General features: G+C 62.7%; 19 protein-coding genes and 1 tRNA gene. 18 read left to right on the top strand and 2 right to left on the bottom strand.

Annotation, left to right across the window (positions count from 1 at the left end):
* Positions 1-18: 18 nt before the first annotated feature.
* The 4 genes from cpdR1 (at position 19) to DFO46_RS02455 (ending at position 1,246) form a co-directional block, all read left to right on the top strand.
* Positions 19-381, top strand: coding sequence for a response regulator CpdR1 (gene cpdR1 / locus DFO46_RS02470; protein ID WP_006726917.1), 363 nt, complete (start codon positions 19-21; stop codon positions 379-381).
* A 95-nt stretch (positions 382-476) separates the two neighbouring features.
* Positions 477-551 (top strand) — tRNA-Val (locus DFO46_RS02465).
* 199 nt (positions 552-750) lie between these two features.
* Complete coding sequence (locus DFO46_RS02460; protein ID WP_210210618.1) at positions 751-1,014, top strand: BrnT family toxin; 264 nt, start codon at positions 751-753, stop codon at positions 1,012-1,014.
* Positions 986-1,246: a BrnA antitoxin family protein gene (locus tag DFO46_RS02455; protein WP_210210617.1), complete on the top strand. Its 261-nt coding sequence runs from the start codon at positions 986-988 to the stop codon at positions 1,244-1,246. The genes DFO46_RS02460 and DFO46_RS02455 overlap by 29 nt, the downstream gene beginning before the upstream one ends.
* On the opposite strand, the gene DFO46_RS02450 is transcribed toward DFO46_RS02455, so the two are convergent.
* On the bottom strand, positions 1,243-1,674 hold the full coding sequence (locus tag DFO46_RS02450) for a hypothetical protein (RefSeq protein ID WP_120276218.1): 432 nt from the start codon (positions 1,672-1,674) through the stop codon (positions 1,243-1,245). The genes DFO46_RS02455 and DFO46_RS02450 overlap by 4 nt on opposite strands.
* A gap of 4 nt (positions 1,675-1,678) precedes the next feature.
* The gene (locus tag DFO46_RS02445) at positions 1,679-2,380 is read right to left on the bottom strand and encodes a fumarylacetoacetate hydrolase family protein (protein WP_110791620.1); all 702 of its coding nucleotides are present in this window, start codon (positions 2,378-2,380) and stop codon (positions 1,679-1,681) included.
* 294 nt (positions 2,381-2,674) lie between these two features.
* Between DFO46_RS02445 and DFO46_RS02440 the strand changes: the two genes are divergently transcribed.
* The 14 genes from DFO46_RS02440 to arsH all read left to right on the top strand — a co-directional run bounded on the left by DFO46_RS02440 (position 2,675) and on the right by arsH (position 23,822).
* Positions 2,675-4,102, top strand: coding sequence for a mannose-1-phosphate guanylyltransferase/mannose-6-phosphate isomerase (locus DFO46_RS02440; RefSeq protein WP_120276217.1), 1,428 nt, complete (start codon positions 2,675-2,677; stop codon positions 4,100-4,102).
* A 133-nt stretch (positions 4,103-4,235) separates the two neighbouring features.
* Positions 4,236-7,580: a transglutaminase family protein gene (locus tag DFO46_RS02435; protein ID WP_120276216.1), complete on the top strand. Its 3,345-nt coding sequence runs from the start codon at positions 4,236-4,238 to the stop codon at positions 7,578-7,580.
* Positions 7,581-7,644: 64 nt separating this feature from the next.
* Positions 7,645-9,999 (top strand): circularly permuted type 2 ATP-grasp protein, encoded by a 2,355-nt coding sequence (locus DFO46_RS02430; protein ID WP_342588657.1) that lies wholly within the window; start codon positions 7,645-7,647, stop codon positions 9,997-9,999.
* 4 nt (positions 10,000-10,003) lie between these two features.
* Positions 10,004-10,885, top strand: a complete 882-nt coding sequence (locus DFO46_RS02425; protein ID WP_110791614.1) for a transglutaminase family protein — start codon at positions 10,004-10,006, stop codon at positions 10,883-10,885.
* A 112-nt stretch (positions 10,886-10,997) separates the two neighbouring features.
* Complete coding sequence (locus tag DFO46_RS02420) at positions 10,998-12,227, top strand: pilus assembly protein (RefSeq protein WP_120278111.1); 1,230 nt, start codon at positions 10,998-11,000, stop codon at positions 12,225-12,227.
* A gap of 265 nt (positions 12,228-12,492) precedes the next feature.
* On the top strand, positions 12,493-14,955 hold the full coding sequence (locus DFO46_RS02415; RefSeq protein ID WP_120276215.1) for a glycogen/starch/alpha-glucan phosphorylase: 2,463 nt from the start codon (positions 12,493-12,495) through the stop codon (positions 14,953-14,955).
* Positions 14,955-17,168 carry a 1,4-alpha-glucan branching protein GlgB gene (glgB, locus tag DFO46_RS02410; protein WP_120276214.1) on the top strand — a complete coding sequence of 738 codons (2,214 nt, stop codon included), beginning with the start codon at positions 14,955-14,957 and terminating at the stop codon, positions 17,166-17,168. Before DFO46_RS02415 ends, glgB begins: the two co-directional genes overlap by 1 nt.
* 13 nt (positions 17,169-17,181) lie before the next feature.
* Complete coding sequence (gene glgC, locus DFO46_RS02405) at positions 17,182-18,441, top strand: glucose-1-phosphate adenylyltransferase (RefSeq protein ID WP_110791610.1); 1,260 nt, start codon at positions 17,182-17,184, stop codon at positions 18,439-18,441.
* An 8-nt stretch (positions 18,442-18,449) separates the two neighbouring features.
* Complete coding sequence (gene glgA, locus DFO46_RS02400; RefSeq protein ID WP_120276213.1) at positions 18,450-19,889, top strand: glycogen synthase GlgA; 1,440 nt, start codon at positions 18,450-18,452, stop codon at positions 19,887-19,889.
* A gap of 3 nt (positions 19,890-19,892) precedes the next feature.
* Positions 19,893-21,521 carry an alpha-D-glucose phosphate-specific phosphoglucomutase gene (locus tag DFO46_RS02395; RefSeq protein WP_120276212.1) on the top strand — a complete coding sequence of 543 codons (1,629 nt, stop codon included), beginning with the start codon at positions 19,893-19,895 and terminating at the stop codon, positions 21,519-21,521.
* A gap of 118 nt (positions 21,522-21,639) precedes the next feature.
* Entirely contained in the window at positions 21,640-21,999 is a 360-nt protein-coding gene (locus tag DFO46_RS02390) for a metalloregulator ArsR/SmtB family transcription factor (RefSeq protein WP_120276211.1), read from the top strand.
* On the top strand, positions 21,996-22,697 hold the full coding sequence (locus DFO46_RS02385) for an MIP/aquaporin family protein (protein ID WP_120276210.1): 702 nt from the start codon (positions 21,996-21,998) through the stop codon (positions 22,695-22,697). The genes DFO46_RS02390 and DFO46_RS02385 overlap by 4 nt, the downstream gene beginning before the upstream one ends.
* On the top strand, positions 22,694-23,119 hold the full coding sequence (arsC, locus tag DFO46_RS02380) for an arsenate reductase (glutaredoxin) (RefSeq protein ID WP_120276209.1): 426 nt from the start codon (positions 22,694-22,696) through the stop codon (positions 23,117-23,119). Before DFO46_RS02385 ends, arsC begins: the two co-directional genes overlap by 4 nt.
* Positions 23,094-23,822: an arsenical resistance protein ArsH gene (arsH, locus tag DFO46_RS02375; protein WP_120276208.1), complete on the top strand. Its 729-nt coding sequence runs from the start codon at positions 23,094-23,096 to the stop codon at positions 23,820-23,822. The genes arsC and arsH overlap by 26 nt, the downstream gene beginning before the upstream one ends.
* The last annotated feature ends 40 nt before the right edge of the window (positions 23,823-23,862 follow it).

Raw genomic sequence — 23,862 nt, 5'->3', positions numbered from 1 at the left:
GAATACAGCGGTCCCTAAATGACACAGAAAATCCTTCTCGCCGAAGATGACAACGACATGCGCCGGTTCCTGGTGAAAGCGTTGGAAAAGGCGGGTTACAAAGTTTCCTCCTTCGACAACGGGGCGAGCGCCTATGACCGCCTGCGCGAAGAGCCCTTCTCCCTTCTCCTGACCGACATCGTCATGCCGGAAATGGATGGCATCGAGCTGGCGCGCCGCGCCACGGAACTCGACCCGGACCTGAAAGTCATGTTCATCACCGGCTTTGCCGCCGTGGCCTTGAACGCCGATTCGAAGGCGCCGAAGGATGCCAAGGTCCTGTCGAAGCCTTTCCACCTTCGTGACCTCGTCGACGAAGTGAACAAACTCCTTGCGGCATAAGGCCTTGCCGAGAGATTGAAAAAATCTCTTCACAAAACTGCAAAATGCCTATTGACGGGTGAAGCGGTTTTGTGGTCTTAAGCCGCTCATCGGATGGGCGTGTAGCTCAGCGGGAGAGCACTACGTTGACATCGTAGGGGTCACAGGTTCAATCCCTGTCACGCCCACCATTCGAATTCTTTCAAGGGCTTGCCGGAAACGGCGAGCCCTTTTTGGTTTCGGACGAAACCAAGCCTTTCGGCGCTCTGCCACCCATCGAATCACAGGAGAGCCAAGGCGGCAGCACTGTTCATTTCCGGTTGCGCGATCCATCTTTGCGACCGATGATGGAACTCTGTTTCCAATTCAAATCGTATATACAATTTGATGATGATCGATTATGATCGGGCGAAGGACGCGGCCAACAGGCAAAAACACGGGATCTCGCTCGAACGGGCGCGCGATCTCGATATCCTCGCCATTCTTGAAGATGATCGAAACGCCTATGGGGAAATCCGCTACCGTGCATGGGGCCTGATCGACGAGAAGCCGCACTGCCTCGCTTTCACCTATCGCGATGGGCGCGTGCGGGCGATCAGTTTGCGACGTGCCCATAGGAAGGAGTTTGAGCGTTATGTCGAAGCCAGACGATGATCCGGAAAACCCGGAATGGACCGCGGCAGATTTCGCCCGCGCCCGTCCGGCCTCGGAACTGCCCGAGGAACTGCGCGCCTTCTTTCCGAAAACGCGAGGCATTCAGAAGGCCCCGACGAAAATCCCGATCTCGCTTCGCCTTTCTGCGGAAGTCGTCGAGCATTTTCGCGCAACCGGTCCCGGCTGGCAGGGCAGGATAGACGAGATCCTAAAGAAGGCTGCGGGCCTTTAAGCCCCCACCACCGTCACCACCGTCACCACATCCCCCACATAAACCACCACGTACCCGCCATCCGCCTTCAGCGTCCGCGCCTTTGCCTCCAACGCCGCAAGATACGGCGCCCGCCGCCACCCCTCGGGATGTGCAGGATCGACCAGGACCGTGAGCTGCGGCCCCTGCGCGTAAAGCATCATGCCGCTTAAGGCAGGCTCCCATTCCGCCCCAAGCGAGGCATCCGTGCGCCACAGGCAATAGAAGTCGCGACAGGTGGCAGGCCGCGTCTCGTAGGCTGCGCAGCCCCCACCGCTCAGACAGTGGCGGCAAGGCTCGTTGGCCGGTTTGTTGAGTTCGTCGATGTCAGGCAGGATGCAGCAGAGCGCGCAGGTGCCGCAGCGCCTGCCTTCGACAAGGACAGGAGCCGCCTCGCCGTGGAAAGCCATGACGTCAGGCCGCCGGGCCGATGGTCACCGTCAGCGGTGCCAGCCCCTCGACCGTCCCGACCAGCCGGTCGCCGGGCTGCACCGGGCCGACGCCGGAGGGCGTGCCGGTGTAGATGAGATCGCCGGGCGTCAGGTGATAGTAGCGCGACAGGTGGCTGACGATCTCCGGCACCGACCAGACCATGTCGGAGAGTTCGCCCTCCTGGCGGATCGTGTCATTGACGGTCAGTTCGATACGCTGGCGGCCAGGCGAGAACTCGGCGGCTTGCGTGATCGGTCCGATCCCAGCCGAATCTTCAAAAGACTTGCCCATGTCCCAGGGGCGCTGCTTGTCCTTGGCCGCCTGCTGCAGGTCGCGCCGGGTCATGTCGAGGCCGACGGCGTAACCGAAGATGACACGGGCTGCCTCCTCCACCGAGACCCGGAATGCCGGCGCACCGATGGCGATCACCAGTTCGATCTCGTGGTGGCAATCCTCGGTCCCTGGCGGATAGGTCATGGTGCCGCCGCTCAAGACCAGCCCTGTCGGTGGCTTGGTGAAATAGAAGGGCGCGGCGCGATCGATCGTGTTGCCCATCTCTGCGGCATGGGCGGCATAATTGCGGCCGACACAGAAGATCCGATGTATGGGAAAGCCTTGCGCCAGCCCCTCGACGGGCAGAAGCGGCGACTGGGGGACGGCAAAAAGCGGAGCGGTAGGGATCAAATCGATGACTTTCCTGGGCGACGAATGAACATCCTCCTGCGCGCTCGGCGACGAAGGTTTGCCCGACTTGATCACATCGCCCCACAGGCGGCAATGCGGCACCTTGCTAAATTAAGGACGATCGTGGACCGCACTTGGAACCATCGGCCAAACATGTAACAAAATCGGCGCCTCCGCGTTTGGGTTGCGTCGGTCGCCTGCCGGACGACGTCTGACAGAGGCGCTGCACAGAGGCAGGCACAGCGAATTCGGTCGGGACAATTGCCCCGGCCAGACATCGAAAGGCAAGAAAACATGAGCACCAAGATCGTGCCGGTCGTCATGGCCGGCGGCAAGGGAACCCGCCTCTGGCCGCTGTCGCGCGCTGCTGCCGCCAAGCAGTTCATCCGTTTCCTCGGCGACGAGACGCTGTTGCAGAAGACCTTGCTGCGCGTTTCCGACGAGACCCTCTACGATGCGCCGCTGGTAGTCACCAACGAGGACTTCCGCTTCCTCGTCGCCGAGCAGGCCCGCGAGCTGAATGTGAAGCTTGACGGCATCGTGCTGGAGCCGGAAGCGCGCAACACGGCAGCCGCCGTCGCGGCCGCCGCCGTCATCGTCAGCCAGCGCCATGGCCGCGACGCGCTGATCCAGATCCTGCCCTCCGACCACGAAATCACCGTCGACGACACCTATCGCGCCTGCGTCGCCAATGCCGCCGCCGCCGCCCGCACCGGCAAGATCGTCACTTTCGGCATCACCCCCACCGAACCCGCCACCGGTTACGGCTATATCGAAATCGGTGCCGAGATCGGCAACGGTGTTCACGAGGTCTCGCGCTTCGTCGAAAAGCCCAGTGCGGATGTCGCCCAGCAGATGCTCGACAGCGGCAGCTATGCCTGGAACTCCGGCATGTTCGTCTTCTCGGCCGGCCGCATGATCGAGGAATTGAAGGCGCTCGCCCCCGAGGTGCTGGCCGCCGTCGAAAAATCCGTCGAAAACGCTAAGGGCGACCTCGACTTCACCCGCCTTGATGCCGAGACCTTCGCCGAAGCCCCGAGCATCTCCATCGACTATGCCGTCATGGAAAAGACCGCCAACGCCGCCGTCGTGCCGGCCGCCATCACGTGGTCGGACCTTGGAAGCTGGGACGCGATCTGGAAACTCGCCGGCGGTGACGAGAACGGCAATGTGGTGAGTGGCCATGCCACCGTCTCCGACACGAAGAATTCGCTGGTCATGTCGCGCGAAGCCCATCTTGCCGTGCAGGGCATGGATGGCGTCGCTGTCATCGCCTCGGAAGATGCCGTCTATGTCGGCCGCCTCGACCGCAGCCAGGATGTCGGCAATCTGGTCAAGCTTCTCGCAGCCGATAAGGAGACCGCAGGCCTCACGGAAAACCACCCGACGGCACTGCGGCCATGGGGCGGCTACACCTCCGTTCTCAACGGCGACCGCTTCCAGGTGAAGCGGCTCTTCGTCAATCCGGAGAAGAAGCTGTCGCTGCAGAAGCACTACCACCGTGCCGAACACTGGGTCTGCGTGCGCGGCACGGCCGAGGTGACGATCGATGACAAGGTCACCGTTCTGCACGAAAACCAGTCGATCTATATCCCGCAAGGCTCGGTCCACCGTCTGGCCAATCCCGGCAAGATCCAGCTTGAGGTCATCGAGGTCCAGACCGGCTCCTATCTCGGCGAAGATGACATCATTCGCCTCGTCGACGAATTCGGTCGCAGCTGACGACTATCAATCTGCGTAAGTTGTGCGGCCCGGAAGCTTCGGCTCTCCGGGCCGCTTGCTTTATGGCGCTGCATTACACAAGATCGATGCAAGCCGGAAAAAGCGGCACGGGCGAACAGCGAAACGGTAACGAATGTCGATCAAGGCAAGCATCTACCACCTCACCCACTACAAGTATGACAATCCGGTCCTTCTCGGGCCCCAGGTGATCCGGCTGAAGCCGGCGGCGCATTCACGCACGAAGGTGATCAGCCACTCGCTCAAGGTCACGCCGGGAAACCACTTCGTCAATCTGCAGCAGGATCCCTACGGCAATTACCTCGCCCGCTTCGTGTTTCCCGATCCGGTGACCGAACTGAAGATAGAGGTCGATCTCGTTGCCGATATGGCGGTCTACAATCCCTTCGACTTCTTCACCGAGGAAGAGGCGGTCAAATGGCCCTTCGACTACGCCGCCGACATCCGCGACGATCTGGCGATCTACCGGACCCCGGAACCGGCAGGCCCGGCGCTGGAAGCCTTCATGGCGACGGTAGACAAGACGCCCGGCCAAGGCACGGTGGACATGGTTGTCGGCCTGAACGCCCGCCTGCAGCAGCAAATCGGCTATGTCATCCGCATGGAGCCCGGTGTCCAGACGCCGGAGGAAACACTGACCTCGGCGCGCGGCTCCTGCCGTGACACGAGCTGGCTGCTCGTCCAGATCCTGCGCCATCTCGGCCTCGCCGCCCGCTTCGTCTCCGGTTATCTGATCCAGCTCACGCCCGATCTGAAGGCGCTGGACGGCCCCTCCGGCACAGAGGTCGATTTCACCGACCTGCATGCCTGGGCCGAGGTCTATATCCCCGGCGCCGGCTGGATCGGGCTCGACCCGACCTCGGGCCTGCTGACGGGAGAGAGCCACATCCCGCTTGCCGCCACCCCGCATTACAAGAATGCGGCCCCGATCTCCGGCGGTTATATCGGCCAGGCCAATACCGAATTCGCTTTCGACATGCGCGTCACTCGCGTCGCGGAACACCCGCGCATCACCAAGCCCTTTTCAGACGACAGCTGGGACGCGCTGAACGCGCTCGGCCTGAAAGTCGATGCCGACCTGAAAGCGCATGACGTGCGGCTGACCATGGGCGGCGAGCCTACCTTCGTGTCGATCGACGATTTCCAGTCGGCCGAATGGAACACCGATGCCGTCGGCCCGACCAAACGCGACCTCGCCGACCAGCTCATCCGCCGCCTGCGCGAAAAATTCGCCCCCGGCGGCTTCCTGCATTACGGCCAGGGAAAATGGTATCCGGGCGAAAGCCTGCCGCGCTGGACCTTCTCGCTCTACTGGCGCAAGGACGGCAAGCCGATCTGGCACGACCCCGCGCTGATCGCCGCAGAAAAAGCCGACACCGGCATCACCCACGAGCAGGCCGAGGCCCTGATGGCGGGCATCGCCGGAGAACTCGAGATCGAGCCCGAAATGATCATCCCGGCCTATGAGGATCCGGCCGAATGGATCATCAAGGAAGGCAGCCTGCCGGAAAATGTCGATCCGTCCAATTCCAAGCTCGAAAGTGCTGAAGAGCGCGCCCGCATCGCCAAGGTCTTCGAGCGCGGCCTCACCACCCCGACCGGCTATATCCTGCCGGTCCAGGCCTGGAACGCCAAGGCCGGCGGTCGCCGTTGGGTGAGCGAAAAGTGGCGCACCCGTCGCGGCAAGATTTTCCTCATCCCCGGCGACAGCCCGATCGGCTTCCGCATGCCGCTCGGCACCCTGCCCTATGTGCCGCCGTCGCAATACCCCTATATCCACACCACGGACCCCTCGATCCCGCGCTCGCCTTTGCCCGATTTCGGTCCGAAGATGAGTGAAGGCCGTGCGATGCCGGAAGCCTCCCGCAAGAGCGGCGAAGGTCAGCAGGACCGCAACGAGCAGAACATCACGGGCTCGGCCGGCGATATCAGGGGCGCCGTGCGCACCGCCATGAGCGTCGAGCCGCGCGACGGACGGCTCTGCGTCTTCATGCCCCCCGTGGAAGCGATCGAGGACTATCTGGAGCTGGTGGCAGCCGCCGAGACGGCCGCCCGCAATCTCGGCCTTCCCGTCCATATCGAAGGTTACGCCCCGCCGCAGGACGAGCGCATCAACGTCATCCGCGTCGCCCCCGATCCGGGTGTCATCGAGGTCAACATCCACCCGGCCGACAGCTGGGAAGACTGCGTTGCAACCACCAACATCATCTATGAAGAGGCCCGCCAGACGCGGCTCGGCGCCGACAAGTTTATGATCGACGGTCGCCACACCGGCACCGGCGGTGGAAACCATGTGGTGGTCGGCGGCGCCAACCCGGCCGACAGCCCCTTCCTGCGCCGCCCCGACCTGTTGAAGAGCCTCGTTCTGCACTGGCAGCGCCACCCGGCGCTCTCCTACATGTTTTCCGGCATGTTCATCGGCCCGACCAGCCAGGCACCGCGTTTTGACGAAGCGCGGCACGACAGCCTCTACGAACTGGAGATCGCGCTCGCCCAGGTGCCGCTGCCGGCCAGCGGTGCGGCAGCGCCCCTGCCCTGGCTCGTCGACCGGCTGTTCCGCAATCTTCTGACCGATGTCACCGGTAACACCCACCGCTCGGAAATCTGCATCGACAAGCTGTTTTCGCCTGACGGTCCGACGGGGCGTCTCGGCCTCGTCGAATTCCGTGGCTTCGAAATGCCGCCAAACCCGCGCATGTCGCTTGCCCAGCAGCTCCTTGTCCGCGCGCTCATCGCCCGCTTCTGGAAGAACCCGATCGGCGGTGGCTTCGTGCGCTGGGGCACCAGCCTGCATGACCGTTTCATGCTGCCGCATTATCTCTGGCTGGATTTCCTCGAAGTTCTGGCCGATCTCCGCGAAAACGGCTTCGACTTCAAGCCGGAATGGTTCGCAGCCCAGCTCGAATTCCGCTTCCCCTTTGTCGGCGAGGTCGAATACGAGGGGTCTAAGCTCGAACTGCGCCAGGCGCTGGAGCCCTGGCATGTGATGGGCGAAGAAGGCGCGATCGGCGGCACCGTGCGCTATGTCGACTCTTCCGTCGAGCGGCTGCAGGTGCAGTTGGAGACCGCCAATCCGGAACGCTATGTCGTCGCCTGCAACGGCCGCCAGGTACCGCTGCGCAAATCGGTGGTCAATGGCGTGGCCGTCGCCGGCGTGCGCTACAAGGCCTGGCAACCGGCATCGGGCCTGCATCCGGTTCTGCCCGTCAACACACCGCTAACATTCGACATCTATGATACGTGGTCTGCCCGGTCCATCGGGGGCTGCGTCTACCACGTCGCCCATCCCGGGGGCCGGACATACGATACTTTCCCTGTGAACGGGAATGAAGCGGAAGCCCGTCGGCTTGCGCGTTTCGAGCCTTGGGGCCATACAGCCGGTTCCTATCCATTATGGCCCGAGACCGTGTCGCCGGAATTCCCGCACACACTGGACCTGAGACGACCGCAGGGTATCTGATCCGATGGCACCAAAGACGGCAGCGGAGCTCTCTCCGCCGGAGGCAGCGAATGGCACGGCCCTTCTGGCCGGCTATCGCGCGCTGGCGGGTGCTGCCGATGAAATGCTCGACAACAAGGGCAATGTTCGCCCGGTCTGGCAGCCTTTCGTCTCGGCCATCGAGACCATGGCCGAGCAGGAACTCGACGAACGCTTCGCCCGCGCCGACCGCTATCTCCGTGATGCCGGTGTCTTCTACCGCGCCTATGGCGCGGGGGGATCGAGCGAGCGGGCCTGGCCCTTCTCGCACATCCCGGTGCTGATCTCGGACGCCGAATGGCAGGTGCTGGCGGATGGCCTCGTCCAGCGTGCGAACCTGCTGGAAGCGGTCGTTTCCGACATCTATTCGGAAAACCGGCTGGTGCAGGAAGGCTTTTTGCCGCCGCAGCTGATCGCCTCCAATCCCGAATTCCTCCGCCCCCTTGTCGGCATCAAGCCGGCCGGTGGCCACTATCTGCATTTCTGTTCCTTCGAGATCGGCCGAGGACCTGATGGCAACTGGTGGGTTCTGGCCGACCGGACGCAAGCCCCCTCCGGTGCCGGCTTTGCGCTGGAAAACCGTGTCGCCACCGCCCGCGCTTTCTCCGATCTCTACGCCGAAACCCATGTGCACCGCCTCGCCTCCTTCTTCGGCGCCTTCCGCAAGGCGCTGCAGGGGCGCCAGCAGAGCGCCGACGATCGCATCGCCGTTCTCTCTCCAGGCCCGGCAAACGAGACCTATTTCGAGCACGCCTATATCGCCCGTTATCTCGGCATCATGCTGCTTGAGGGCGAGGATCTGACGGTTGTCAACGGCAAGGTCATGGTCCGCACGGTGGCCGGTCTCAAACCCGTCAGCGTGCTCTGGCGCCGCCTCGACGCGGCCTTCGCCGACCCGCTGGAACTCGACCAGAATTCCTATATCGGTACGCCCGGCATGGTCGATGCGCTGCGCAATGGCTCCGTCACCTTCGTCAACGCGCTCGGCTCCGGCATTCTGGAAACACGCGCGCTGCTCGCCTTCATGCCCACGCTCTCGCGCCATCTGCTCGGCGAAGAGCTGAAGCTGCCCTCCATCGCCACCTGGTGGTGCGGCCAGAAGGCCGAGCGCGAACACGTCGCCCGCAATCTCGACCGCATGGTCGTCGGCTCCGCCTTCTCCCGCCTGCCCTTCTTCGACGACAATGGTCGCTCGGTGCTGGGGTCGCGTTACAAGGATCCGCAGAGCCGCAGCATCTCGGAATGGCTGGAAGCCGAAACCGGCAATCTCGTCGGCCAGGAAGTGGTGACGCTTTCAACCACGCCCGCCATGGTCGATGGCAAGCTCACGCCCCGGCCGATGTCGCTGCGCGTCTTTGCCGCCAGAACCAGGAACGGTTGGCAGATCATGCCTGGCGGCTTTGCCCGCATCGGCAGCGGCTCCGATGTCTCGGCTATCGCCATGCAGTCCGGCGGCAGTGCAGCCGATGTCTGGATCGTTTCCGACAAGCCGGTCGATCGCACCTCGCTGTTGCCGGCCGAAGAAAGCTTCACCCGCAACATGCCCGGCAGCCTGCCGAGCCGCGCGGCCGACAACCTCTTCTGGCTCGGCCGGTACATCGAGCGGGCCGAAGGTGTCCTGCGCATCCTGCGCGCCTGGCACGCGCGTTATGCCGAAAGCGCCAATCCGGATCAGCCGCTGCTGGCCTTCGTCAGCGACTACCTCGCCGACATCGACGTCGACACCAAGACCGGCGTGCCCGAAAGCCTGCTGCGCAACATCGACAGCGCCGTCTATTCCGCAAGCAACATCCGCGACCGTTTCTCGCCCGATGGCTGGCTTGCCCTGAACGACCTGTCGAAGACGGCGAAACGCTTCCACGAACGGGTCAAACCCGGCGACGATGCCGCCCATGCGATGACCATCCTTCTGCGCAAGCTGGCGGGTTTCGCCGGTCTCGTGCATGAAAACATGTACCGCTTCACCGGCTGGCGCTTCCTGACGATCGGCCGCCTCCTGGAACGTGGTCTGCACATGACCCGCCTGCTTGGCCGGATGACCGGGCCGGACGCTCCCGATGGCGCGCTCGACATGCTCTTGGAGATCGGCGACAACGTCATGACCCATCGCCGCCGCTACAACGTCTCGACGGCGCGCCTGACCGTGACCGACCTTCTGGCGCTCGACCCGCTCAACCCGCGCTCGATCCTCTTCCAGCTGAACGAGATCCGCATCGAGGCCGAGCAACTGCCGAACGCCATGGTCAATGGCCAGATGTCGATGCTCTTCCGCGAAGCCATGCGCCTGCATTCGGGGCTCGCGGTGATGACGCCGGAAGCGATGAGCGCCGAGGTCTATACCAATCTCGAGCGCGAGCTGGAGAAGTTCTCCGACATCCTCGCCCGCACCTATCTGAATTGAGCCGATGCTGTACGATCTCTCGCTCCACATCGGTTACAAATACGAGGTCCCCGCCTCAGGCGCCCATCACATGCTGCGCCTGTTGCCCTTGTCCCTGCCCGATCGCCAGCGGCTGGTCGCCGGCGCCGTAACGGTCACGCCGGAGCCGGACGAGATCGCCACCTTTGAAGATTTCTTCCACCATCCGACCCGCCATGCGATCCTGCGCGCGCCTCACGAGACGCTCGACATCCGCATGCAGGCCCGTGTCATGGTCCAGCCGGTGCCGGTCCCGGCCGACTTCTCGCCGATCCTTGACCGGATGCCGCAGGAACTCGCCGAAACCTGGACGCTGGATGCCGCCTCGCCGCACCATTTCCTCGGCGTCAGCCCACGGCTGCCCCGAGACCGCGAGATTGCGGCCTATGCCCGCAAGGACCTGAAGCCGAGCATGACGGTGCGCCAGATTGCCGAGCAGCTCTGCGCCTCCATCTTCAAGGATTTCAAATACGACCCTGAGGCGACGACGGTGGATTCGACGCCCGGCGAAGCCTTCACCAAGAAGCGTGGCGTTTGCCAGGATTTCTCCCATGTGATGATCGTGGCACTCCGCAGCCTCGGCATCCCCGCCGGTTACGTCAGCGGCTTTCTGCGCACCATCCCGCCGCCAGGCAAGGAGCGGCTGGAGGGGGCAGACGCCATGCATGCCTGGGTCCGTGTCTGGTGCGGCAAGCTGACCGGCTGGATCGAACTCGATCCGACCAACAACATCTCGGCCGGCACCGACCATATCGTCGTCGGCTACGGTCGCGACTATTCCGACGTTGCTCCCGTGATCGGGGTTTTAAAGAGTTATGGCAGCCACAAGACCGATCAATCCGTCGATGTCGTCCCCGTGAAGCCGTAATTCAGCACATTTGCTCGAATTTTACCGTCTTCTTTAAATCGAATGGAACGGGTCCGCCCCTATAAATCGTCCATAGCCTGCGTTTGGGTGGACCTGCGTTTGGATGGACATGATGACTAGGACCAAGACACAGAAATCTTCGATCTTCGCGCGGCTCGCCGCCTGCCGTTCCGGCAACTTCGGAATGATGACAGCTATTCTCATGCCTGTCGTCGCCGCCGGAGCAGGTGTTGCCATCGATTACAATCGCATGGTCCAGATCAAGACACTGCTGCAGGACTCCGCCGATTCCGCGGCCCTGGCCGCAGCAAACGCGCTGGCCGTCAAAAACGTCTCCGACGAAGAAGCCATCGCACTCGCCAAGCAGTTCATGGCCGCGCAGTTCTACAACATCGTCCCGCGCAACGACAGCTCGACCGAAGACGGTGCCGCCGCCCCGGTCGATATCGACAAGGCCGCTACTGCCAGTGTTGAGCGCCAGACGTCAACCAGCGGCAAGACATTCGATGTCGAACTTGCTGGCTCATATACAATGGAGACCAACGGCATGACCGCCCTCCTGGGCTGGAAATCCGTGACCCTCAAGGTGACCGCAAGCGCGCAGAGCACCACGGAAAGCAAGAATGCTCTGTCGATGTTCCTGGTGCTCGATCGCTCCGGCTCGATGGCGGAGGACACGAGCACCGTCAATGGTGCCAAGCCGCTCAAGACTGTCAATTATGACTGTGGCTACTATCACGATGACCATTGGATCTCGAAGACCTGCACCCGGCAGGCTACGAACTACTATTCGAAGATCGACTCCTTGAAGCTCGCCGTCGGCAGCCTGACCACACAGCTGACCAAGGCAGATCCGTTGAGCAAATACGTCCGAACCGCAGCCGTATCCTATAACGCTTCTATGCAGAACCCGACGACTCTGCAGTGGGGTAGCGCCACCGCGCTGACCTATGTCCAGGCACTGACTGCGACCGGTGGCACCGATTCGTCCGGCGCCATGGCGCGAGCCTATAGTGACGTCTCGGCTTCGTCGGAGGACACTGCTCACAAGAACAAGAACGGCCAGGTTCCAAGCAAGTTCATCATCTTCATGACCGACGGTGACAATAACTACTCCAGCGCCGACACCAAGACCAAGGCCACCTGCGACACCGCCAAGAAGGCCGGCGTCCAGATTTTCACCGTGGCCTTCATGGCCCCGAGCAAGGGCCAGTCCCTCTTGAAATACTGCGCCTCCAGCACGTCCAATTATTATGACGCACAGAACGCCGCGGAGCTCGTTGCAGCCTTCAAGGAGATCGGTGACAAGGCCGTCCAGGCGTCGACCCGCCTGACCAACTGACACGGTCCCAAAGCGTTTTCGGAGAATTCGCTGGCATTGGCCGCGCCCCACCGGGTCGCGGCCTTTCCATGTCGATGACCAGACAAACAACCCTCTGAAAAATCAGGTATTTGCAACAAACCTGATATTCGCGAACAATTTCGCGCGGCCACTCACGGGCCTGTTGCATGTGTATCATATCGATGCGTAAACTGGCGGCGAAGGGGGTGACCGCCGAGAGCGGACTTGGCGGTGCCCTGCGAACCGAGCAACGCCAGGCGGACCGATGATCAAGACCCCCCACAAAGCCGACCTTCCCCTTCCCAAGCGCGGTGCATCTGACCCGGCCGCCCTTGCCGCCGAAATCATGGACAAGCTGACCTACAGCATCGGCAAGGATGCCAAGGTTGCAACCCCGCATGACTGGCTGACCGCCACCATCCTCGTGGTCCGTGACCGGATCATTGACACCTGGATGGAATCGACCCGCGGCACCTACATGAACAACGGCAAGCGGGTGTATTACCTGTCGCTGGAATTCCTGATCGGCCGCCTCCTGCGCGACGCCATGTCGAACCTCGGCCTGATGGACGATATTCGAGACGCTCTGCAGTCACTCTCGGTCGAGTTCGACGTGATCGCCGGTCTTGAACCGGATGCAGCCCTCGGCAATGGCGGCCTTGGCCGGCTCGCTGCCTGCTTCATGGAATCGATGGCGACCGTCAACATCCCGGCTTACGGTTACGGCATCCGCTATGTGCACGGCCTCTTCCGCCAGCAGATGGCGGAGGGCTGGCAGGTCGAGCTGCCGGAAAGCTGGCTAGCCCACGGCAACCCCTGGGAATTTGAACGCCGCGAAAGCTCCTACGAAATCGGCTTCGGCGGCACGGTCGAGACGATCGACGCCCCGGATGGCGAACTGCGTTACGTCTGGAAGCAGGGCGAACGGGTGATTGCCACCGCCTATGATACGCCGGCCGTCGGCTGGCGTGGCGAGCGCGTCAACACGCTGCGCCTCTGGTCGGCCCAGCCGATCGACCCGATCCTGCTCGACGCCTTCAATGCCGGCGACCACATTGGTGCGCTGCGCGAAAGCAACAAGGCCGAGTCCCTGACCCGCGTCCTCTATCCGGCCGACGCCACACCGGCCGGCCAGGAGCTGCGCCTGCGCCAGGAATTCTTCTTCTGTTCGGCCTCCCTGCAGGACATCGTCCGCCGCCACCTGCAGCAGGGCAACACGCTGGCGCAGCTGCCGGAAAAGGTCGCGATCCAGCTCAACGACACCCATCCGGCCGTCTCGGTCGCCGAACTGATGCGCCTCCTTGTTGACGTGCACGGCGTGAACTTCGACGAGGCCTGGGAGATTTCCTCCAAGACCTTCTCCTACACCAACCACACGCTCCTGCCCGAAGCGCTGGAAAGCTGGCCGGTGCCGCTCTTCGAACGCCTGTTGCCGCGCCACATGCAGCTGGTCTATGCGATCAACGCCAAGATCCTGCTCGACGCCCGCAAGAACCGCGGCTTCAACGACCAGGAAATCCGCCACATCTCGTTGATCGACGAAAGCGGCGATCGGCGCGTGCGCATGGGCAACCTCGCCTTCATCGGCTCCCACTCGATCAACGGCGTCTCGGCCCTGCACACCGAACTGATGAAGGAGACGGTCTTTGCCGATCTCCACAAGCTCTATCCGACCCGCATCAACAATAAGACGAACGGCATTACGCCCCGCCGCTGGCTGATGCAGTGCAACCCGGATCTGACGAACCTGATCAAGGAAGCGATCGGCGCCGAGTTCCTCGACGATGCCGACAAGCTGAAGGCGCTCGACGCCTTTGCCGATGACGCCTCGTTCCAGCAGAAGTTTGCCGCCGTCAAGCGCGCCAACAAGGTACGGCTCGCAAGCCTGGTTGCCGGCCGCATGGGCATCCGGCTCGATCCGGACGCCATGTTCGACATCCAGATCAAGCGCATCCACGAATACAAGCGCCAGCTCTTGAACATCATCGAGACCGTAGCCCTGTTCGACCAAATCCGCTCGCATCCCGAGCGCGACTGGGTGCCACGCGTCAAACTCTTCGCCGGCAAGGCAGCGCCGAGCTATCACAACGCCAAGCTGATCATCAAACTGGCGAACGACGTCGCCCGCGTCATCAACAACGACCCCTCGGTGCGCGGCCTTCTGAAGGTCGTCTTCGTGCCGAACTACAACGTCTCGCTTGCCGAAGTCATGGTACCCGCTGCCGACCTCTCCGAGCAGATTTCCACCGCCGGCATGGAAGCATCCGGAACCGGGAACATGAAGTTCGCGTTGAACGGTGCATTGACCATCGGAACACTCGATGGCGCCAATGTCGAAATGCGCGACCATGTCGAGGAGGAAAACATCGTGATATTCGGAATGACCGCGGACGAGGTCGGACGGGTGCGCGCGGAAGGACACAATCCCCGCACCGCCATCGACGCCTCGCGCGAGTTGCAGCAGGCCCTGTCCTCCATCTCCTCCGGCGTCTTCTCGCCTGATGACCGCGAACGGTATGCCGGCCTCATGCAGGGCATTTATCAGCACGACTGGTTCATGGTTGCCGCCGATTTCGACGCCTATGCCCAGGCGCAGCGTCAGGTCGACGAGATCTGGAACGGCAAGTCGGGTTGGTATTCCAAGACAATCCGCAACACCGCACGCATGGGCTGGTTCTCCTCGGACCGCACCATTCGCCAGTACAATGCGGACATCTGGAGAGCCTGATGGCAAAATCGCCGAAGAAGAACGGTGTCGACCCCAAGCCGGATACACCGTCGGCGGCCGAAATTGAGGCCATCATCAATGGCACGCATGGCGACCCCTTCGCCTTTCTCGGTTTGCAGCAGCATGACGGCGGCTTCGTCGCACGCTGCTTTATACCCGGCGCCGAGACGGTCACGGCCCACACCCTTTCGGGTGAGGCGATCGGCGAACTGACCCGCCGGCATGATGCGGGCTTCTTTTCCGGCCTCGTCAAGGCGACGAGCCTTCAGCCCATCCGCTACCGCGCCACCCGTGGCGACGATGAGTGGATGGTGACGGATCCCTACAGCTTCTGGCCGATCCTCGGCCCCATGGATGACTACTTCATCCGCGAAGGCTCGCATCTGCGGCTCTTCGACAAGATGGGCGCCCATCCGGTCAGGCATCAGGGCGTCGACGGCTTCCATTTCGCCGTCTGGGCACCCAACGCCCGTCGGGTCTCCGTCGTCGGCGACTTTAACGACTGGGACGGGCGGCGCCACGTGATGCGTCTGCGCCGCGACACCGGCATCTGGGAAATCTTCGCGCCCGATGTGCGATCAGGCGCGACCTACAAGTTCGAGATCGTCGGCCCGCATGGCGAGCTTCTGCCGCTGAAGGCCGACCCTTACGCGCGCCGTGCCGAACTGCGGCCGAAGAATGCCTCGGTCACCACGGGCGAACTGGAACAGGTCTGGGAAGACGAGGCACACCGGAAGCACTGGGCGAGCATCGACCAGCGTCGCCAGCCAGTCTCGATCTACGAGGTGCATGCCGGTTCCTGGCAGCGCCGCGATGATGGCTCGATGCTGTCCTGGGACGAGATGGCCGAACGGCTGATCCCCTACTGCGTCGACATGGGTTTCACCCATATCGAGTTCATGCCGATCGCCGAACACCCCTATGATCCGTCCTGGGGTTACCAGACGACCGGCCTCTATGCCCCGACTGCCCGTTTCGGCGAGCCGGAGGGTTTTGCCCGCTTCGTCAACGGTTGCCACAAGGTGGGTCTGGGTGTCATCCTCGACTGGGTCCCGGCCCATTTCCCGACCGACGCGCACGGCCTTCGTCATTTCGATGGCACAGCACTTTACGAACATGCCGACCCGCGCCAGGGTTTTCACCCGGACTGGAACACGGCGATCTACAATTTCGGCCGCCTCGAAGTCCTGTCCTACCTGATCAACAACGCGCTTTACTGGGCCGAGAAATTCCACCTCGACGGCCTGCGCGTCGACGCTGTCGCCTCCATGCTCTACCTCGATTATTCCCGCAAGGAAGGCGAGTGGATCCCGAACGAGTATGGCGGCCGCGAGAACCTGGAGGCCGTGCGTTTCCTCCAGCAGATGAACCACCATGTCTATGGCAGCCATCCCGGCATCATGACCATTGCCGAGGAGAGCACCTCCTGGCCCAAGGTCTCCCAGCCCGTGCATGAAGGTGGCCTCGGCTTCGGCTTCAAGTGGAACATGGGCTTCATGCACGACACGCTGAGCTATTTCGCCCGCGACCCGATTTACCGCAAGCATCACCACAGCGAACTGACCTTCGGTCTGCTCTATGCCTTCTCGGAAAACTTCGTCCTGCCGATCTCCCATGACGAGGTCGTGCACGGCAAGGGCTCGATGCTGGCCAAGATGCCCGGCGACGACTGGCAGAAATTCGCCAATCTTCGCGCCTATTACGGCCTGATGTGGGGCCATCCCGGCAAGAAGCTGCTCTTCATGGGCCAGGAATTTGCGCAGTGGGGCGAATGGTCCGAGGAGCGGTCCTTGGACTGGAACCTCCTCGCCTATGCCCCGCACGAAGGCATGCGCCGCCTGATCCGCGATCTCAACTCCACCTATCGCTCGAAGCCGGCACTGCATGCCCGCGATTGCGAGGGTGAAGGCTTTGAATGGATCGTCGGCGACGACCAGGACAATTCGGTCTTTGCCTGGCTGCGCAAGGCGCCCGGAGAAAAGCCGATCGCGGTCATCTGCAACCTCACCCCGACCTATCACGAGCGCTACGAATTGAGCTTGCCAGTCGCTGGCCGTTGGCGTGAGATACTGAACACCGATGCCGAGATCTATGGCGGCAGTGGCAAGGGCAATGGTGGTCGCGTGGAGGCGCATGCCACGGGAAGCGATTGGGCAAAGGCGGGGCTTACCCTGCCGCCTCTGGCCGTGATCATGCTGGAACTGGAACACTAAGGGGAGGATAACAATGACGGAAAAGCGAACAAAAAGCCTGTCGCGCGATGCCATGGCCTATGTGCTGGCCGGTGGTCGCGGAAGCCGCCTCAAGGAACTGACGGACCGCCGCGCCAAACCGGCCGTCTATTTCGGCGGCAAGGCCCGCATCATCGATTTCGCCCTGTCGAATGCGCTCAACTCCGGCATCCGCCGCATCGGCGTCGCCACCCAGTACAAGGCCCACTCGCTGATCCGTCACCTGCAGCTCGGCTGGAACTTCTTCCGTCCCGAGCGTAACGAGAGCTTCGACATCCTGCCCGCCTCCCAGCGCGTCTCCGAAACCCAGTGGTATGAAGGCACGGCCGACGCCGTCTACCAGAACGCCGACATCATCGAATCCTATGCGCCGGAATACATGGTCATCCTCGCCGGCGACCACATCTACAAGATGGACTACGAGCAGATGCTCCAGCAGCACGTCACCTCCGGCGCCGATGTGACCATCGGCTGCCTGGAAGTGCCGCGCATGGAAGCGACCGGCTTCGGCGTCATGCATGTCGATGGAACCGACCGGATCATCGATTTCGTCGAAAAGCCCGCCGATCCGCCGGGCATTCCGGGCAACCCGGATCTGGCGCTGGCCTCGATGGGCATCTACGTCTTCCACACCAAGTTCCTGATGGAACTGCTGCGCCGCGACGCCGCCGATCCCGATTCCAGCCGCGACTTCGGCAAGGACATCATCCCTTACGTGGTCAAGAGCGGCAAGGCCGTCGCCCACCGCTTCGCCCAGTCCTGCGTCCGCTCGGACTTCGAGCGCGAACCCTACTGGCGCGACGTCGGCACGATCGATGCCTATTGGCAGGCCAATATCGACCTGACCGACATCGTCCCGGAGCTTGATCTCTACGACAAGAGCTGGCCGATCTGGACCTATTCCGAGATCACCCCGCCCGCCAAGTTCGTTCACGACGACGAAGGCCGTCGCGGCTCGGCGATCTCCTCGCTCGTCTCCGGCGACTGCATCATCTCCGGCTCGTCGCTTTACAAGAGCCTGCTGTTCACCGGCGTGCGGGCCAATTCCTATTCCCGCCTTGAGGGCGCCGTTGTCCTGCCAAAGGTGCAGATCGGGCGGCATGCACGCCTGACCAATGTCGTCATCGACCACGGCGTGGTGATCCCCGAAGGCCTCATCGTCGGGGAAGATCCGGAAATGGACGCCAAGCGTTTCCGCCGCAGTGAGAATGGCATTTGCCTGATCACCCAGGCGATGCTCGACAAACTGGGTTAGACACGGAAATGAAGGTCCTTTCGGTTGCCTCCGAACTCTACCCGCTGATCAAGACAGGGGGCTTGGCCGACGTGGCCGGCGCCCTGCCCTTGGCGCTTTCCGCCCATGGGGTGGAAACGAAAACCCTCATCCCCGGCTACCCGGCGGTCATGAAGGCAGTCAAGGCACCGAAGAAGGTCCACGAATTCGAGAACCTGCTTGATGAACACGCGACCCTGCTTTCGGTCCGTCATGAGGGGCTGGATCTACTCATCCTCGACTGCCCGCAGCTCTACGAGCGCTCGGGCGGCCCCTATCTCGACACCCATGGTCGCGACTATCCCGACAACTGGAAACGGTTTGCCGTGCTGTCCAAGGCCGGCGCGGAGATTGCCGCCGGCATTCTGCCGGATTTCAGGCCTGACCTCGTCCATGTGCATGACTGGCAGAGTGCGCTCGTTCCGGTCTACATGCGTTATGCCGAAACGCCCGAGGTCCCGAGCCTCATCACCATTCACAACATCGCCTTCCAGGGCCAGTTCGCCGGCTCGCTCTTTCCCTATCTCGAACTGCCCGGCCATGCCTTCTACGAAGCGCTCGAATATTACGGCACGCTGAGCTACCTGAAGAGCGGCATCATCACGGCCCACGCCGTCTCCACCGTCAGCCCGTCCTATGCGGAAGAGATCCTGACGCCGGAATTCGGCATGGGCCTGGAGGGACTGATCGCAAGCCGCGCCGACGATCTCTACGGCATCGTCAACGGCATCGACGCCGATGTCTGGAACCCGGCCGCCGATGCGCTGCTGCCGGCGGGCTATTCTGCGGCAAACCTGAAGAAACGCGGCGGAAACCGCGCGGCGCTCTTGGAGCGCTTTGGCCTCGACAGCGATGACGGGCCGATCTTCTGCGTCGTCTCCCGCCTCACCTGGCAAAAGGGCCTCGACCTGCTGCCCGCCGTGATCGACGACATCGTGGCGCATGGCGGCAAGCTCGCCATCCTCGGCTCGGGCGACAGCGAGATCGAAGCCGCCCTCCAGCATGCCGCCGCCCACAATCGCGGCCGCGTCGGCATGGTGCTGGGCTATGACGAAAAACTCTCGCATCTCATGCAGGCCGGCTCCGACGTCATTCTCGTGCCCTCGCGCTTCGAGCCCTGCGGCCTTACCCAGCTCTACGCGCTGCGGTATGGCTGCATTCCGCTCGTCGCCCGCACCGGCGGCCTCGCCGACACCATCATCGACGCCAATGAAGCGGCTCTCGCCGCCGGTGTCGCAACGGGTGTTCAGTTCGCACCTGTGACCACCGACGCGCTGCGCCGCGCGATCCACCGCACTTTGCGCCTCTACAGTGACCAGGGTCTCTGGTCGCAGATGCAGAAGCAGGGCATGAAGTCCGACGTCTCCTGGATCAGGAGCGCCGCGACCTATGCCGAACTCTATCAACGCCTCGTCTCGAAAGGCCAGTAATCGATGATCTCGACCGTCTCCACCAAGCCCTATGCCGACCAGAAGCCCGGCACCTCGGGACTGCGCAAGAAGGTTCCGGTCTTCCAGCAGGAGAACTACGCCGAAAACTTCATCCAGGCGATCTTCGACAGCCTCGAAGGCTTCGAAGGCCAGACGCTGGTGATCGGCGGCGACGGCCGCTTTTACAATCGCGAAGTCATCCAGAAGGCGCTGAAAATGGCCGCCGCCAATGGCTTCGGCAAGGTGATGGTCGGCAAGGGCGGCATTCTCTCGACGCCGGCCGCCTCGCATGTCATCCGCAAATACAAGGCCTTCGGCGGCATCGTGCTCTCGGCCAGCCACAATCCCGGCGGTCCGACCGAAGATTTCGGCATCAAATACAATATCGGCAATGGCGGACCGGCCCCGGAAAAGATCACCGATGCGATCTTCGACCGCACCCGTAACATCGACAGTTACAAGATTGCCGACGTCGCCGACATCGACCTTGATACAACAGGCAGTTTCGATCTCGCCGGTATGACCGTCGAGGTCATTGACCCCGTCACCGACTATGCCGACCTGATGGAAACCCTCTTCGATTTCCCCGCCATCCGTGCGCTGATCGCAGGCGGCTTCCGCGTCGTGATCGATAGTATGAGCGCCGTCACCGGCCCCTATGCCGTCGAGATCCTCGAAAAGCGCCTCGGCGCGCCCGCCGGTTCCGTCCGCAACGAAATCCCCCTGCCCGACTTCGGCCACCACCACCCGGACCCGAACCTCGTCCATGCCAAAGAACTCTATGACGACGTCATGAGCGCTGATGGTCCGGACTTCGGTGCGGCATCCGACGGCGACGGCGACCGCAACATGGTCGTCGGCAAGGGCATGTTCGTTACCCCCTCCGACAGCCTCGCCATGATTGCCGCCAACGCCACCTGCGCCCCCGGCTACAAAAACGGCATCGCCGGCATCGCCCGGTCGATGCCGACAAGTGCCGCCGCCGATCGCGTTGCCGAAAAGCTCGGCATCGGCATGTTTGAGACACCGACCGGCTGGAAATTCTTCGGCAACCTGATGGACGCCGGTAAGGTCACCGTCTGCGGCGAAGAAAGTTTCGGCACCGGCTCGGACCATGTGCGAGAAAAGGACGGCCTCTGGGCGGTGCTTTTCTGGCTCAACATCGTCGCTGCCCGCAAGCAGAGCGTGAAAGAGATCGTGGAAAGCCACTGGGCCGAGTACGGCCGCAACTACTATTCCCGCCACGACTACGAAGCCGTCGACACGGACAATGCCAACGCCCTCGTCACAGCCCTCCGGGCCAAGCTCGACAGCCTGCCCGGCAGCAAGATCAACGGCCTCACCGTGACCGCTGCCGACGACTTCGCCTATCACGACCCGATCGACCACTCCGTCTCAAAGAACCAGGGCATCCGCATCCTTTTCGAAGGCGGCAGCCGCATCGTCTTCCGCCTCTCCGGCACCGGCACCTCCGGCGCGACGCTGCGTCTTTATGTCGAGCGTTATGAGCCCGACGCCAGCCGCCATGGGATCGAGACGCAGGAAGCGCTCGCCGACCTCATCGCGGCAGCGGAAGAGGTGGCGGAGATCAAGCGCTATACCGGGATGGATGTGCCGACGGTTATTACGTGATCTACCCACAGCCCTCTGAGAACAATCTCACCCCCCGGCGTCCTCGGCTCCGGGGTTTTTCTTTGTAACCGGCAGCAGCGGCGATTGACTGCCTCATAATATCCACTAATCTGGATATATGGATGAAAAATCGACGATCGCGGCGCTCGCCGCTTTGGCCCAACCAACCCGCCTGCAGACCTTTCGGCTGCTGGTGGCGCATGAACCCGAGGGCGTGCCTGCCGGCGAGCTCGCCCGCCTGATCGGTGTGCCGCAGAACACCATGTCGGCGCATCTTTCGACGCTGTCGCAAGCCGGGCTGGTCACCGGCGAGCGCCAGAGCCGCTCGATCCTCTACCGCGCCGATCTCGATCGCTTCCGCGCCGTCGCCCTTTACCTGCTCAAGGATTGCTGCGGCGGCAATGCCAGCCTCTGCCAGCCGCTGATCGACGATCTCGCCTGCTGCAGCCCGAAGACACAACCGGGACTATCTCAATGACCGACCTCCCCCGCCGCCTGACTGCCGAGGCGCTCGGCACCGCAATCCTTGTCGCAACCGTCGTCGGTTCTGGCATCATGGCGGATCACCTTTCGGACGATGTTGCCGTCTCCCTGCTCGGCAACACCATCCCGACCGGCGCGATCCTCTTCGTGCTGGTCACAATCCTAGGGCCGATCTCCGGCGCTCATTTCAACCCGGTCGTGACTATGGTCTTCGCCCTGCGCAAGGAGCTGGAGAGGGCAGCCGTTCTGCCTTACATGCTCGCCCAGATCCTTGGCGGCATTGCCGGCACGCTTGTCGCCCATGCGATGTTCGAGCTACCGATCTTCCAGGTCTCGGAGACAGTTCGCACGGGATCGGCGCAATGGACGGCGGAGGCGGTGGCAACCTTAGGCCTGCTCCTCACCATCCTCGGCGGGTTGCGGTTCAAGGCAGACGCCATCCCCTTGCTGGTCGGCCTCTACATTACGGCCGCCTACTGGTTCACCGCCTCGACGTCCTTCGCCAATCCGGCGGTGGCCATCGCCCGCAGCCTGACCAACACCTTTGCCGGTATCCGCCCGATCGATCTGACCGGCTTCATCCTCGCCCAGGTGGCCGGCGCGCTGATCGCTGCCGCTCTCGCCTCATGGCTCTTCGCCGAGAGCCGCAATCAAATCCCCCCGATCATACCCGAAGCAACGGAACGTCCATGACCGTCACCATCTATCACAACCCGACCTGCGGCACCTCGCGCAACACGCTGGAGCTTATCCGCCATGCCGGCATCGAACCCACGGTCATCGAATACCTGAAGACCCCGCCGAGCAAGGAAGCACTGGCCAAGATGATCGCCGACGCCGGCCTCTCCGTGCGTCAGGCGATCCGCGAAAAGGGCACACCCTACGAAGAACTCGGCCTCGCCGATCCTGCGCTCTCGGACGATCAGCTGCTCGACGCCATGATCGCGACGCCGATCCTGATCAACCGTCCGCTCGTCGTCACCGACATGGGCACCCGCCTCTGCCGCCCGTCCGAAGTGGTGCTCGACATCTTGGCCCCGGACGCCTTCACCAGCGCCTTCGTCAAGGAAGACGGCGAAGCCGTGCTCGATGCGGAGGGCAAGCGCATTGTCTGACGCGAAGATAGACCTCCCCGCTGCCGATCTGGATCACCTGCGCCTGCCGGATCTGGAGGCGCTGCGCCGCCCCTTCTCGACGCACAAGCCGCGCATCCTGATCCTCTATGGTTCCCTGCGGCAAGTCTCTTTCAGCCGCCTGCTCGCCATGGAAGCCAAGCGCCTGCTCGAACATTTCGGCGCCGAGGTGAAGGTCTTTGACCCGTCCGGCCTCCCCCTGCCCGACGATGCGCCGGTGAGCCATCCCAAGGTGCAGGAATTGCGCGACCTTTCTGAGTGGTCCGAAGGCCAGGTCTGGGTGAGCCCCGAGCGTCACGGCACGCTGACCGGTATCATGAAGGCGCAGATCGACTGGATCCCCTTGTCGATCGGCGCCATCCGCCCGACCCAGGGCAAGACGCTCGCTGTCATGCAGGTCTCCGGCGGCTCGCAGTCCTTCAATGCGGTCAATGCCATGCGCCTGCTCGGCCGCTGGATGCGCATGATAACCATCCCCAACCAGTCTTCCGTCGCCAAGGCCTGGCAGGAATTCGACGGCAACGGCCGGATGAAACCCTCGTCCTATTACGAGCGTGTCGTCGACGTCTGCGAGGAGCTGGTCAAGTTCACGCTTTTGACGCGCGATATCTCCGGCTACCTCACCGATCGCTACAGCGAACGCAAGGAAGCGGCGGTGAAAGCGGTGAACCTCAAGGCCATGTAAGCCAACCGCTCTGGCCGATGGCGCGCCGCCTGCTATTGTT

The sequence above is a fragment of the Rhizobium sp. AG855 genome (assembly GCF_003610655.1).
Classification (GTDB): Bacteria; Pseudomonadota; Alphaproteobacteria; order Rhizobiales; family Rhizobiaceae; genus Allorhizobium; species Allorhizobium wuzhouense.
The sequence above is the reverse complement of the archived record's forward strand: the minus strand, read 5'-3'. Positions and strand labels throughout refer to the sequence as shown.

What these genes read in the sequence shown, in the direction of transcription:
- cpdR1 (WP_006726917.1), top strand. Translation starts at nt 19, where the DNA reads ATGACACAGAAAATCCTTCTCGCCGAAGATGACAACGACATGCGCCGG.
- DFO46_RS02460 (WP_210210618.1), top strand. Translation starts at nt 751, where the DNA reads ATGATCGATTATGATCGGGCGAAGGACGCGGCCAACAGGCAAAAACAC.
- DFO46_RS02450 (WP_120276218.1), bottom strand. Translation starts at nt 1,674, where the DNA reads ATGGCTTTCCACGGCGAGGCGGCTCCTGTCCTTGTCGAAGGCAGGCGC.
- DFO46_RS02440 (WP_120276217.1), top strand. Translation starts at nt 2,675, where the DNA reads ATGAGCACCAAGATCGTGCCGGTCGTCATGGCCGGCGGCAAGGGAACC.
- DFO46_RS02435 (WP_120276216.1), top strand. Translation starts at nt 4,236, where the DNA reads ATGTCGATCAAGGCAAGCATCTACCACCTCACCCACTACAAGTATGAC.
- DFO46_RS02425 (WP_110791614.1), top strand. Translation starts at nt 10,004, where the DNA reads ATGCTGTACGATCTCTCGCTCCACATCGGTTACAAATACGAGGTCCCC.
- DFO46_RS02420 (WP_120278111.1), top strand. Translation starts at nt 10,998, where the DNA reads ATGACTAGGACCAAGACACAGAAATCTTCGATCTTCGCGCGGCTCGCC.
- DFO46_RS02415 (WP_120276215.1), top strand. Translation starts at nt 12,493, where the DNA reads ATGATCAAGACCCCCCACAAAGCCGACCTTCCCCTTCCCAAGCGCGGT.
- glgB (WP_120276214.1), top strand. Translation starts at nt 14,955, where the DNA reads ATGGCAAAATCGCCGAAGAAGAACGGTGTCGACCCCAAGCCGGATACA.
- glgC (WP_110791610.1), top strand. Translation starts at nt 17,182, where the DNA reads ATGACGGAAAAGCGAACAAAAAGCCTGTCGCGCGATGCCATGGCCTAT.
- glgA (WP_120276213.1), top strand. Translation starts at nt 18,450, where the DNA reads ATGAAGGTCCTTTCGGTTGCCTCCGAACTCTACCCGCTGATCAAGACA.
- DFO46_RS02395 (WP_120276212.1), top strand. Translation starts at nt 19,893, where the DNA reads ATGATCTCGACCGTCTCCACCAAGCCCTATGCCGACCAGAAGCCCGGC.
- DFO46_RS02390 (WP_120276211.1), top strand. Translation starts at nt 21,640, where the DNA reads ATGGATGAAAAATCGACGATCGCGGCGCTCGCCGCTTTGGCCCAACCA.
- DFO46_RS02385 (WP_120276210.1), top strand. Translation starts at nt 21,996, where the DNA reads ATGACCGACCTCCCCCGCCGCCTGACTGCCGAGGCGCTCGGCACCGCA.
- arsC (WP_120276209.1), top strand. Translation starts at nt 22,694, where the DNA reads ATGACCGTCACCATCTATCACAACCCGACCTGCGGCACCTCGCGCAAC.
- arsH (WP_120276208.1), top strand. Translation starts at nt 23,094, where the DNA reads ATGCGGAGGGCAAGCGCATTGTCTGACGCGAAGATAGACCTCCCCGCT.